The 12,446-nt window shown below is 70.6% G+C and carries 11 protein-coding genes and 1 pseudogene; 6 read left to right on the forward strand and 6 right to left on the reverse strand.

The genetic code is table 11. The features are described 5' to 3' along the window. Positions 1-734: pseudogene (locus ACWEOE_RS00055) on the reverse strand (hypothetical protein); the annotation flags it as partial. A 104-nt stretch (positions 735-838) separates the two neighbouring features. Here ACWEOE_RS00055 and ACWEOE_RS00060 point away from each other — a divergent pair. Further along, positions 839-1,048, forward strand: a complete 210-nt coding sequence (locus ACWEOE_RS00060) for a hypothetical protein (protein WP_452001628.1) — start codon at positions 839-841, stop codon at positions 1,046-1,048. A gap of 134 nt (positions 1,049-1,182) precedes the next feature. Here the strand turns inward: ACWEOE_RS00060 and ACWEOE_RS00065 are convergent, their stop codons facing one another. Further along, positions 1,183-2,130, reverse strand: coding sequence for a Gfo/Idh/MocA family protein (locus ACWEOE_RS00065; RefSeq protein WP_452001630.1), 948 nt, complete (start codon positions 2,128-2,130; stop codon positions 1,183-1,185). 74 nt (positions 2,131-2,204) lie between these two features. Here ACWEOE_RS00065 and ACWEOE_RS00070 point away from each other — a divergent pair, with 74 nt between their 5' ends. Then, a complete protein-coding gene (locus tag ACWEOE_RS00070) occupies positions 2,205-2,759 on the forward strand; it encodes an isochorismatase family protein (RefSeq protein ID WP_452001633.1) in 555 nt (184 codons plus the stop codon). On the opposite strand, the gene ACWEOE_RS00075 is transcribed toward ACWEOE_RS00070, so the two are convergent. Further along, positions 2,693-3,271 (reverse strand): 3,4-dihydroxy-2-butanone-4-phosphate synthase, encoded by a 579-nt coding sequence (locus tag ACWEOE_RS00075; protein WP_452001636.1) that lies wholly within the window; start codon positions 3,269-3,271, stop codon positions 2,693-2,695. The two genes, ACWEOE_RS00070 and ACWEOE_RS00075, sit on opposite strands and share 67 nt — an antisense overlap. Then, positions 3,268-4,056 (reverse strand): alpha/beta fold hydrolase, encoded by a 789-nt coding sequence (locus tag ACWEOE_RS00080; protein WP_452001639.1) that lies wholly within the window; start codon positions 4,054-4,056, stop codon positions 3,268-3,270. Before ACWEOE_RS00080 ends, ACWEOE_RS00075 begins: the two co-directional genes overlap by 4 nt. A gap of 184 nt (positions 4,057-4,240) precedes the next feature. On the opposite strand from ACWEOE_RS00080, the gene ACWEOE_RS00085 reads away from it, so the two are divergent. Then, positions 4,241-6,457 carry a helix-turn-helix domain-containing protein gene (locus ACWEOE_RS00085; protein WP_452001641.1) on the forward strand — a complete coding sequence of 739 codons (2,217 nt, stop codon included), beginning with the start codon at positions 4,241-4,243 and terminating at the stop codon, positions 6,455-6,457. A gap of 288 nt (positions 6,458-6,745) precedes the next feature. Then, complete coding sequence (locus ACWEOE_RS00090; protein ID WP_452001644.1) at positions 6,746-8,683, forward strand: helix-turn-helix domain-containing protein; 1,938 nt, start codon at positions 6,746-6,748, stop codon at positions 8,681-8,683. On the opposite strand, the gene ACWEOE_RS00095 is transcribed toward ACWEOE_RS00090, so the two are convergent. Then, positions 8,580-10,115, reverse strand: coding sequence for an AMP-binding protein (locus ACWEOE_RS00095; protein ID WP_452001647.1), 1,536 nt, complete (start codon positions 10,113-10,115; stop codon positions 8,580-8,582). The two genes, ACWEOE_RS00090 and ACWEOE_RS00095, sit on opposite strands and share 104 nt — an antisense overlap. Beyond that, positions 10,115-10,696 carry an NADPH-dependent FMN reductase gene (locus ACWEOE_RS00100; RefSeq protein WP_452001650.1) on the reverse strand — a complete coding sequence of 194 codons (582 nt, stop codon included), beginning with the start codon at positions 10,694-10,696 and terminating at the stop codon, positions 10,115-10,117. The genes ACWEOE_RS00095 and ACWEOE_RS00100 overlap by 1 nt, the downstream gene beginning before the upstream one ends. A gap of 151 nt (positions 10,697-10,847) precedes the next feature. Here ACWEOE_RS00100 and ACWEOE_RS00105 point away from each other — a divergent pair, with 151 nt between their 5' ends. Together ACWEOE_RS00105 and ACWEOE_RS00110 are read left to right on the forward strand one after the other, a co-directional pair. Beyond that, positions 10,848-11,645, forward strand: a complete 798-nt coding sequence (locus ACWEOE_RS00105; RefSeq protein WP_452001653.1) for an SDR family NAD(P)-dependent oxidoreductase — start codon at positions 10,848-10,850, stop codon at positions 11,643-11,645. Between the two features lie 17 nt (positions 11,646-11,662). Next, positions 11,663-12,436 carry an alpha/beta fold hydrolase gene (locus ACWEOE_RS00110; RefSeq protein ID WP_452001655.1) on the forward strand — a complete coding sequence of 258 codons (774 nt, stop codon included), beginning with the start codon at positions 11,663-11,665 and terminating at the stop codon, positions 12,434-12,436. The last annotated feature ends 10 nt before the right edge of the window (positions 12,437-12,446 follow it).

A 12,446-nucleotide genomic window follows, 5' to 3' on the forward strand; every position in this document is an offset into this window, starting at 1 on the left:
TTGTGTTGGACTGTCGGTGGCACCGTTTCGGGCGAGCCGGGCTGGGGTTGGTGTTGGACTGTCGGTGGCACCGTTTCGGGCGAGCCGGGCTGGGGTTGGTGTTGGACTGTCGGTGGCACCGTTTCGGGCGAGCCGGGCTGGGGTTGTGCCTGGTGCTGTGCGAGTTCCGACGACGCCTCACGTGAGCCGGGCTGAGGCTGGGCATGCGGCGAGGAGGCGTGTTGCGACGCGTCGCGTGAACCGGACTGGTGCTGTGACGGCTGCGAAACGGCATGTGCCGGCGCCTCGCCCGAGCCAGGCTGCAGCTGGCCTGCCTGAAGTGAGGCTTCGTGCGAGCCGGCATGGGGGCGGGCTGCCCCGACCTCAGGCGCCACCTCGACCGAGCTGACCTGCGGCTGGTTCTGCTGCGCAGGTTCGTCGGGAGATGCCGCCTGAGCGCTCGTCTGAACCTGTGCTTGCGGCAACGGCTGCGAGGCGGCTTCGAGCGGGGCCTGCTCCTTGGCCACGGCGGTCGGCTGCGACTCACTGGCTGCCACCGGGGGCACAGGCGGCTGCGGTAGCCCGGCAACCGGCCTGACTAGCGGGTTCACCGGCGCTTCCTGGGCAACCGGCGCCGCTGTCGCAGCGGTGGGCGTGCCGGCGGCGCGGAGTTCGGTGCCGACGGCGGCTAGGTGCCGGCCGAGCTCGTCGAAGGCGTCGGCGAGGCGGTGGAGCGTGGCGGCGTCCGTGGTCATGCGGTCAGGGTCGGGGATGGGTGGTGATGATCGGATCCGTAGCACTACTCAACCCCGGACACGGGACGGTTGCGATCACTCCGCGGCGATAACGAGGGAGTGTCGTGGACGATCAGGTGCTGGACGGCGTCGCCGAGCTGGCCGTGGTGCTCAAGCCGCACGAGTCGGGGGCAGCCGCCTTCCGGTGGGCCCACCACGAGCGGCTCGTGCGGGCATCGACGTGGATCGAGCAGCGGCGGGTGTTGCGGTCGTGGCTCGGGCTGTTCCGTGGCGCGGCGGGGAGTTTCGACGACCTCGAAACACGACCACGGTGAGCTGCTGCCCGAGAACGCACGCACGCAGCAGCGGTCGCGCGGCACGCACGGGAGGAGCAGGACCGAAAAACGAGGAGTGCGCAGGCCGAGATACCACCCGGACAACCGAGCGCCGGACCACCGTCGACCAAACGTCAGGCCTGGCGGAGGACCTCGTCCATCGTCGCCATGATCGAGATGGTTTCGTCGAGGGGCATCAAGGGGCTTTCGAGAGCGCCGGCGGCGAGGAGCCGGGCGACTTCGTCGGCCTGGTGGCGCAAGCCCCGGCCCGGGTCCGTGTGCGTGTGGCGGATGGGCGACCCACCGCGGGGGGTGAGGGTGAAGGACGAGGGCGCGTAGAAGGCGCCTTCGATGTCGAGGCGAGCGTCGGTGCCGACGATGGAGGCCGTGGTGGCCGAGGCGGCGCGGAGGGTGCAGTTGAGGACCGCGTGGGCGCCGGAGTTGTAGCCGAAGAGCATGGACGTCTGGGCGTCGACGCCGGTGAAGGCCGGGGAGACCATCGCGGTGACGCGAGACGGCGTGCCGAGGATCATCGACGCGAACGAGACCGGGTAGATGCCCAGGTCGAGCAGTGCGCCGCCGCCGAGGGACGGGGCGAAGAGGCGGAAGTCCGGGTCCTCGGCGAACCACTGGCCGTGGTCGGCGGAGACCGTGACGATGTCGCCGAGCTTCGGGAGCAGGGTCCGGACCTGGTGGATGTGCGGGAGGAAACGCGTCCACATCGCTTCCATGAGGAACAGGCCGCGTTCGCGGGCGACGGACACCAGCGAGCGGGCCTCGTCGGCGTTCATGGTGAACGGTTTCTCCACCAGCACCGGCTTGCCGGCCGACAGCGCGAGCATGGCGTTGTCGTGGTGCATGGGGTGCGGGGTGGCGACGTAGACGATGTCGACGTCCGGGTCCTCGGCCAGCGCCTGGTAGCTGCCGTGGCGGGTGGGGACGCCGTGGCGCTGGCCGAAAGCCTCCGCGGTCTCCTGGCTGCGCGAGCCGACGGCGGCGACCACGCCGGAATCGGTGAGCTTCAGGTCCTCGGCGAAGGAGCCGGCGATGCCGCCCGTGCCCATGATCCCCCAGCGCAGCATGCGTCCTCCACGTTTTCACCCGAAACTGTCGGACCCAACACTTACCATCGACCCCACAGAACGGAGGAGCCGCCATGACCACACTCGCCAACCGCCCGAAGACCGGGCTGCTCGTGATCGACGTGCAGAACGGCGTGGTCGACCACGCCCACGAACGCGACCAGGTCGTCGCCAACATCGGCGTGCTGGTCGACAAGGCGCGCGCCGCCGAGGTCGACGTGGTGTGGGTGCAGCACAACAGCGACGAGATGCCGCGTGACAGCGAGAAGTGGCAGTACGTGCCGGAGCTCGTCCGGCGGGACTCGGAAGCGTTGGTGCAGAAGGCCTACGGTGACTCGTTCGAGGACACCGACCTCGAGTCCGTGCTGGCCGAGCGCGGGATCGGGCGCCTGTTCGTCTCGGGCGCACAGACCGACGAGTGCATCCGCTCGACCCTCCACGGCGCCATCGCGCGCGGCTACGACGCCACCCTCGTCGGCGACGCGCACACCACCGAAGACCTCTCGGAGTACGGCGCGCCGACGCCAGACAAGGTCATCGCGCACACCAACCTGTACTGGAACTACCACACGGCGCCCGGGCGCAAGGCCGGGACCGTGACCACCGAGGAGGTCGACTTCACGGCCTGACCTGGGCGAACAACACCTCTGCCGACCAGGTCGGCGAGGTCCGCACCATCGACAACCGCAGCCAGCACGGCCGCTTCGGCGAGCCCGGCGCCCCGGCACAGCTCCAGCGCTGCCTCCGGGACACCCCGGGAACCGTGCCGAGCCGCCACCGGCACGACGTGGCCGGGCCGGATGAGGTCGGTCCGTGTGCTCGCCGGGTCCGCGAGGGTGCGGGCGGTGAGCGCGCGGTCGTGGGCGGAAATGCCGGTGGTGGTTCCTTCGGCGGCGTCCACGGAGACGGCGAAGGGTGGGCAGTCGGCGTCGTCCGCGGGAAGCAGTGGGATGTGCAGGGCGCGCAATCGTTCACGAGGGAGGGCGACGCAGGCGAACCCGCTCGTATGGCGGATGAGGAAGGCCATTGACGAGGTGGTGACCAGGTCGGCGGCGAGGACCAGGTGGTCGTCGAGCAGCACCGGTTCGCCGCGGCCGAACGCCGCGAACACCCCGAGGTCCAGTTCGGCGGTGATGCTCACAGGAAGTCCGTGATGGCGGCGAGGGTGTCCTCCGGGTATTCCAGGAGCATGGCGTGGCCGCCGCGGGGCAGCACGCGCAGCGATCCGTTGGGCAGCAACGACGCCATTTCCACCGACTGCGACACCGGCGTGAGCACGTCCTCGGCGCCGGCGAGCACGAGAGTTGGGGTGAGCGCCGTCGGCAAGGCGGACCGGGAGTCGTACACGCGCAGACCCGCGGCCTGCGCTTCGAAGCCCGCCAACGAGGTGGGGTACGGGTCGCTCGCGGCCAGTTTCGCCTGCGTGGCAAGGGTTTCGTGGTCCGTCAGCACCCGGGCGGTGAAGCCCCACGCCATGCCGATCACGCCGACGGCCAGCGGATCGGCGTCCGCGCGACGGAGGGCGAGGCCGGCGTCGAGCCAGGCGTGCTGGATCGGGGTGTAGGACGGGAAGCCGTTGAGCAGCACGGCTTTCGACAGCACGTCACCGTGGTGGATGAGCATCGACTGCACCACGGACGCACCGAGCGACCAGCCGACGGCCGAGACCGGGCCGAGGTCCAGGAACGAGATCAGCGCGGCCGCGTCGTCGGCCAGCGTGTCCACCGGGTAAGGGCCTGGGGGCACGGCGCTGCGGCCGGTGCCGCGGTTGTCGAACGTGATCACGGTGAACCGGCGGCTCAGCTCGGGCACGGCGCCCGCCCAGGCGCTCGAGTTGGCGCCGAGACCGACGATGAGCAGCAGCGGCGGGCCGGAACCCGCGGTGTCGTAGTGCAGGGATACGCCGTTCACGGTCGCTGTCGCCACGGGGCACCGTCCTCTCGCGGAACCACGAGCATCCGGCCGCACCCGGCGGCGGGACAACGGGAGGATGCCCACGCACCGCGCCGGTGCCGTGGACGAAACCACACGCACTGCGCCATCCAGCGGCTTTTGGTCGACGGGGCCGGACATCTGTGGTCAAGATGTCAACAGGCACCGAGGAGACGAGATGGACACCAACGGCGGTGTGACCACCACGGAACGGGACCTGGCCAGGTTGTTGCACCTGCTCGCCGACGAGACGGGCGCGACGCGCGAGTTCGACCGGCTCGGCGAGGACCTGGCGGGCGAGGGTGATGGGGAGCTCGTCGCCCTCACGCTGACCAGGGCCGCGCGCATCCGCGGGCTGCTCGTCGACCGCAAGCGGCGCGAGCGGGAGATGCAGGCACTGCTGGACACGGCGAGTGACTTGGCGTCGGTGCGCGAGGTAGACGCCGCGCTCGACGCGATCGTCGCCCGCGCGCGCCGGCTGCTCGGAACGGACGCGGCGTACATGGCGCTCGTCGACCCGGAGACCGGCGACGCGTACATGCGCGTCACGCTCGGCACGATCACCCGGCCCATCGAGTCGCTGCGGCAGCCGGCCGGGTACGGCGTCGGCGGCTGGGTCGCGCAGGAAGGCCGCCCGTTCGCCACCGCCAACTACCTGCGCGACGAGCGGATCCGGCGCAAGCACTCCGTGGCGTCCGCGGTGGCCGAGGACGGGATCGTGAGCATCCTCGGTGTGCCGATGCGGGTGGGTTCGGAAGTGATCGGTGTGTTGTTCGGAGCCAACCGGGATGAGCGAACATTCGCGCAGTCGGAGATAGATCTGCTCCATTCGCTGGCTGACCACGCAGCCATCGTGTTGGAAAACGCACGTCTGTTCGCGGCCACGAAAGCGACCGCCGAAGAGCTGACTGCCGCCAACGACCAGCTCGCGCGCCACAACAAGGCCCTCCAGCAAGCCGCGACGGCCCACCAACAGCTCATGGCGATGGTCCTGCGCCGCGCCGACCTGGGCGAGCTCGTGGCCGCCGTCGCCGCGACCCTCGACGGTGCGGTCCTCGCGGCCGAACCCGACGGCACGCCACTGGCGCAGGCGGGGCCCGCGGAGTTGCTGAATCGGCTGGGTGGCCTGCACGAGTTGCCGACCGATGAGGCCGGGTCTGATCGTCAGGTTCGAAACGCGCGAACGGTGGCGGCTGCCCGGACGCCTGCGCGGCGGTCCAGCGAGCTGGGGTGCGATCCGCACCTGGATCAACGCGGATCTCGCGCGGTCAACGGCTCCAGGGGCAACTCGGCCCAGCCCGAACTCCACCACGACGAACCAGACTCCCGGACCGGATCACAAGCAGGGCCACACGCATCTCCCCGCGCCGGCCATGCGCGCGGAACGACACGCGCCCAGGACGATTCAGCCCATCAGTCCGACACTCAGCACGACGAGCCGGAGCCCGGGCGTGCAAGGGATCTGGGACGCCGCACCTGGACGGTGCCCGTGCGGGCGGGAGCGGAGGTGTTCGGGCACCTCGTGTTCGCCGGGCGGGTCGAGCCGTTGGACACCGACAAGCGGATTCTCGAACGTTCGGCGCAGACGGCCGCGTTGTTGTTGCTCGTCGAACGGCAGATGTCCGCGGCCGAACAGCAGGTGCGGGGGCAGGTGGTGGAAGAGTTGCTCGCCGAACGTGAGCCGGATTGGGGGGCGTTGCGGAGGCGGGCGAAGGTGTCCGGCGTGATCGACTTCGCGGTGCCGCAGACGGTCCTGGTGGTGTCCGCCACCGGCGCCACGCGGCGTCGGCTGCTGCGGGCCGCCGCGGATTACGTGCGGGGGCACGGGGGCGTGGCGACCGAGCACGGTGGGCACGCGGTGCTGGTGCTCCCGTGTGCGGACGCGGCGGCCGCGGTCACGGCGGCGCGGCGGTACCTCGAGCGGGCGACCGGCGGCACGGTCACCGCGGGGGTCGCGGGGCCGGCGGCGACGGCGCCGGTCGTGCGGAGCCTGCACCGGGAAGCCGAGCGTTGCCACCGGTTGCTGATCGCGCTCGGAAGGGGCGGGACGGCGGCCAGCCTGGCCGACCTGGGTGTGCTGGGCCTGGTGCTCGACGGCGCCTCGCGCGACCACGTTCGCCGCCTCGTCGAGGACAACGCCGGTCCGATTCTGGCCTACGACACCGAACACGGCTCCCTGCTGGCCGAAACCCTCGACGGCTACTTCGCCGCCGGCGAAAACCCACGCGCGGCGGCCAGGCGGTTGCAGGTGCATGCCAACACGGTCTACCAACGGCTCGACCGCGTCGACCAGGTGCTCGGCCACCGCCGTTGGCGCGAGCCGGCGGGGGCGCTGACGTTGCGCATCGCACTACAGCTGCGTCGTGTCCTCGACCAGATCCCGGTGACGCCATGACGACCGAAGTGCTCACGCCAACCACGGCAGGCACACCAGCCGGAGGTCCCCGGCCACTGCCGCCGGCGCGAGCCGGCGACGCCGCCGATGTTGCCCATCGTGCAGCAGCCGCACCGGTCCTCCGCAGGATAGCGGCGATGCCATGGCCATAGGCGAAGCATTCACACCATCCACAGCAAACACGCCAGCCGAAGCTGTCGACCGCCGCCACCGGCGCGAGCCGGCAGGTGCACTGACGTCCATCGCACTGCAACTGCGGCAGGTCCCCAACCAGATTCCGGTGACGCCATGACAGCCGAAGCGCTCACACCGTCCGCAGTGGACACTCCGGCCGAGGTGCTCGCCCACCTCACGTTCCTGCTCGCCGAGGAGGCGTCCGCCGCGGAGTTCGAGCGGGTCGAGCGGCAGGTGCGGGCGCTGGCCGAGGGCGCGCGGAAAGCCCTGCTGCTGCGGGCGACCGAGGACGCGCGCACCGTGCGGGGCATCCTCGCGCGTCGTGCGCAGCGTGAGAGGGAAACCCAGGCCCTGTACGAAACCGCGCGTGATCTTACGTCGCTCACGGACGTGGATGAGGTGCTCAGCGCGATCGTCGACCGCGTTCGGCGGCTGCTGGCCACCGACTCGACCTACATCGCGCTCATCGACGACGACACGGGAGACGCCTACATGCGCGTCACGTCCGGCACGGTCACGGCGCCGATCCGGTCGGTGCGCCAGCGGCCGGGCTCGGGAGTGGGTGGGCGGGTGATCGCGACGGGACGTCCGTTCGCCACCACCAACTACCTCACCGACCCACGCATCCACCGCGAAACGCAGGTGGCGAGCGCCGTCGGCGAGGACGGGGTGGTGAGCATCGCCGGTGTGCCCATGAAGCTGGGGCAGCGGGTGATCGGGGCGTTGTTCGCGGCCGATCGGCATGAGCGAACATTCGATCAGCATGACATTGCGTTGCTCACCTCGCTGGCGCACCACGCGTCGGTGGTGATCGACAACGCACGGCTGTTCGGGCAGCTCGGCAGCACGACGGAGGAGCTGCGCGAAGCCCACGCCCAGCTGTCCGCGCAACGTCACGCCCTCGAACTCGCCGGCACCGCCCACGAGCTCCTCATGCCCCTCGCGCTCGCGGGCGCCGACCTCGGCGAGGTGGCCGACACGATGGCGCGGCTGCTCGACGGAACCGTCGCCCTCGAGACCGGCACGGACCGCGTCGCCGCCACGGCGCCCGGGGGGATCCCGGTCGAGGCCGTGTTCCGCACCGGCATCGTCGTCCCGCTGCGCGCCGGCGGCGAAACGCACGGACGGCTGTACTTCGGCCGCACCGAACCGCTGACCGAAACCGAACTCGGCACGCTCGAACGCGCAGCACAGACCGCCACGCTTTTGGTGCTTCTCGAACGACAGACGGCGACAGTCGAACAAGATCTCCGCCACGAGCTGGTGGAAGACTTGCTCGGCGAACGGGAACCCGACTGGGTCTCCGTGCACCGGCGGGCGAAAAGGTTCAGTGTCCTGACCGAGAACGAACCGCACGTGATCGTCGTGGTGTCGGGCGAGAGGCTCACCGCCGAATGCGCCGCGGCCCGGCGCGGCGGGCTCGCCAGCGAGGTCGACGGTCAGGTCGTGCTGATCCTCCCCGGGTGTGACGCCGGTGCCATCGCCCGGGCCGTCTCGGCGGAACTCGACACCGGCAGCCCCATCACCGCCGGGGCCGCAGGTCCGGCCCACGACCTCCCGACCCTGCGCACGATCCACCGCCAAGCCCAGCGCTGCCACCGGCTCCTGCTCGCCCTCGGCCGCTCAGGCACCGGCGCCGGGCTGGACGAACTGGGTGTCGTCGGCGTGGTCCTCGACAACGTCGGCCCCGAACAACTGCACCGCGTCGTCCGCCGCGCCCTCGGCCCGCTGCTCGACTACGACGCCGAACACCGCTCCGCGCTCCTGGCCACCGTCGAGTGCTACTTCGACCGCGGCCAGAGCCCACCCGCTGCGGCCCGCGCGCTCGGCGTCCACGTGAACACGCTCTACCAGCGCCTCGACCGCATCGACCACGTCCTCGACGGCGCCGGCTGGCGCGACCCCGAAAACACCCTTGACCTGCAGGTCGCCCTCCAGCTCTACCGGCTCATGCCGAGCCCCGCCGAGCCTGCTCGCGCAACACGAACTTCTGCACCTTCCCCGTCGACGTCTTCGGCAGCTCACCGAACACCACCGACTTCGGCGCCTTGAACCGCGCCAACCGCGCCCGCACGTGGGCCACGATCTCCTCTTCGGTCGCCGAGGCGCCCGCGTGCAACGTCACGTACGCCGCCGGCACCTCACCCCAGTGCTCGTGCGGCGCGGCGACCACCGCGACCTCCAGCACCGCCGGGTGGTCCGCGATCGCCTGCTCCACCTCGACGGACGCAATGTTCTCGCCACCGGAGATGATCACGTCCTTGCTGCGGTCGCGCAGTTCCACGTAACCGTCGGGATGCCGCACGCCCAGGTCGCCGGTGCGGAACCACCCGTCGGGCGCGGCCGCCCGCGTGGCCTCGGGATCCTTGAAGTAGCCGAGCATCACGTTGTTGCCGCGCAACGCGATCTCGCCCACTGTCACGCCGTCGGCGGGCACGTCCGCGCCCTCGGAGCCGATCACCCGCGCGACGCAGGAGATCATGTTCCCCACGCCCTGCCGCGCCTTCAGCCGGGCCTGCTCCGCCGCGTCGAGGTCGTTCCACTCCGGACGCCAGTCGCAGATCATCGCCGGGCCGAACGTTTCCGTGAGCCCGTACAGGTGCGTGACGTCGAACCCCAGCTCACCCATGCGCCGCAGGATCGCCGGTGACGGCGGTGCACCGCCGGTCGCCACGCGCACGGTCGACGCGACTGGTGTTGCTTCTTGTGCATAAGCCAACATCGACAACACCGTGGGTGCGCCGTTGAGGTGTGTCACGCCCTCTTCGCGGATCAAGCGCCACACCTCGGCCGGTGCCACCTTCGGCAGGCACACGTGCGTCGCCGCGGCCGCCGTGACGGCCCAGGGGAAACACCAGCCGTTGCAGTGGAACATCGGCAGTGTCCACAAATGCACAGAAGATGGTGACAATCCGACGTGCCCCACCATCGCCAACGCCTGCAGGTACGCGCCGCGGTGGTGGTACAACACGCCCTTCGGCCGGCCCGTGGTGCCGGACGTGTAGTTGATCGACAACACGGCCCGCTCGTCCTCGGGCACACGGGCAACCGGCGACGCCGCGGCCAGCAACGCCTCGTACTCGTCCCCGGCCCTGATCCGCCGCACCCCGCTGACCTCGGCCAACGCCGAGTCCACCAGCGAGTCGAACACCGGATCGTGCACCAGCACCGACGCCTCGGAATGTTCGAGGATGAACGCCACCTCACGCGCCGACAACCGTGTGTTCACCGCCACCAGCGGCACCCCCGCCCACGGCACACCGAAATGTGCCTCGAGCAACACGTGCGTGTTCGGCGCCAACACCGCCACCGGACGTCCACCCGCCAGCGGCACCAACGCCCCCGCCAGCCGGCGGCACCTCTCGTGCAGCTGGGCATACGTCCACCGCGACGCACCGTCGACCACCGCGACCCGGGACCCGTGCGCCGCGGCCGCTCGATCCAGATAGGACAGTGGCGTGAGCGGCTCGAACGACAGCTCCATCAGGCGACCCGCGCGCCGGAGACCAGGCCCGCGAACCGCACCACCTCGTCGGCCACCAGGTTCAGCTGTTGCACCACCCGCGGCTGGTCACAGGCGCCGTCGGCGAACTGCGTCTCCAGCGAGTTCACCACGGCGCCGTAGGGCGTGACCCAGCCACGCAGGGCGTGCACCACCGACCGCAGCGCGCCGAGCGTCGTCACGCCCGCCTGCCAGCCGTGCGCCGCCACGACGAGCCCGACGGCCCGGTCGGCCAGGTAGGACAACGCGTCCTCCCGCATGTCCTCCACGTAGTCCAGTGCGTTCTTGACCAGGCCCGACATCGACCCGTGGTAACCCGGCGACGCGATGATCACGCCGTCGGCCCGGCGCAGGTGCTCGACGAGCTCACGCGCCACCACGCCACCGTCACCTCCCGGCGCGTACATCGGCAGCTGGGCCAACGAAGCCCCGGCGAACGCGTGGGTGGTCGCGCCCAGCTCTTCCGCGTGCCGCAACGCCATCCGCAACGCCTGCTCACTCGACGACCCGGGACGCACGGTGCCCCCGAGCCCCACGACGTGCAGCTGTCCAGCCTGTTCCACGACCCACCACCCGTCACTCGTGCTGACTTGGCCTCCTCATCGTCAGCGCGACCCGGGCGCCGCGGCAATGGGAATCCGCACATGCCGCGGGCCCGGACCACGCACGAACTTCCGTTGTCGCACCCGCGCGACGCGCGTCACAGTCGAGCGCATGGTCATGGCACTGGAGAACAAGATCGCCGTCGTCACGGGCGGCGCGAGCGGCATCGGCCGGGCCACCGCGGTGCGCTTCGCGCGCGAGGGCGCACACGTGGTGATCGGCGACGTTCAAGACGCGAGCGAAACCGAACGTCTGGTCAAAGAAGTCGGCCGGAAAGCTGTGTTCGTTCGGACGGACACCACCAGCGAAGCCGACTGCGACGCCCTCGTCGCCGCGGCGGTGGCCGAGTTCGGCCGGGTCGACGTCGGCGTGGCGACCGCGGGGATCGCGACCGCGGCGGGCATGAGCAACGTCGAGACCCGCGCCCAGAACGGCGACGCGACACACGTGGTCAACCTGGCGACCGACGCGTTCCGGCGGGTGCTGGACGTGAACGTGCTGGGGGTGATGATGACCGATCGCGCACTCGCCCGGCAGATGCTCGCGCAAGGTGATGGCGGTTCGATCGTGAACATCGCGTCGAGCGCGGCGAAGATCCCCCTCGCCGGCGCGGCGCCGTACTGCACGTCGAAGGCCGGTGTCTGGATGCTCACCAAGGTCCTCGGCCTCGAGCTCGCAACCACCGGCATCCGCGTGAACGCCGTGGGCCCCGGCTACACGGCCACGCCGACGATCGCCGGCATCGAAGACAACGAGGCGGCCTTCTCCTCGGCCATGAGCATCACGCCGATGAACCGCCTCGGCACCCCCGAAGAGCAGGCGAACGCGGTGCTGTGGCTCGCGTCCGCCGAATCGTCGTTCGTCACCGGCCAGATGCTGCACCCGGCGGGCGGCCAGTTCACCGACTGAGGAATGGAGGTTCCCGCATGACAACGCTGGACATCGCAGGTTTCGGGCGGTTCGAGGTCGACCTCTGGGAGGCCGGCACCGGGTCGCCCCTGCTGTATCTGCACGGGTACGAGCGCCACCCCGGCGGCGCCGGTTTTCTGCAGCGGCTATCCGAATCCCGGCGCGTGCTCGCACCCGAGCTGCCCGGGTACGGGAAGTCGACCGGGTTCGAGCACTTCACCGACGTGCTCGACGTCGCCCTGTTCCACCGCGCACTCGTCGACGAGTGGGGGCTGGACCAGGTGGACGTCGTCGGGCATTCGCTCGGCGGGATGTTCGCGGCCGAACTCGCCGTGATCGCTCCCCACCTCGTGCGGCGGCTGGTGTTGGTGGATCCGTTCGGACTGTGGCTCGACGACCACCCGTCGCTCGACCCGTTCGGTGCGGCCGCCGACGTGAAGGCCGCCAAGTGGCACGCGGGCCCGCCGGAGCAGGAGCCGACGAACTTCGTGCCCGACCCCGAAGACCCCCACGCCGGGATCCTGTTCGCCGCACGCAACCTCGGCTCGGCCACGAAGTTCATGTGGCCCATCGCCGAACGCGGTCTGCGGCGCCGGCTCCCGCTGATCTCCGCGCCCACGCTCGTGGTCAACGGCGCGTCCGACGGACTCGTGACCACCGCGTACGCCGAGGAGTTCGCGCGGCTCGTGCCCGACGCCAAGGTCACCGTGATCGACGAGGCCGGGCACTACCCGATGGTCGAGCAGGAGGACGAGTTCGTGTCCGCGGTCACCGCTTTCCTGGATTCCTGAGAGGACGTCG

The organism is Amycolatopsis sp. NPDC004368 (genome assembly GCF_053602515.1).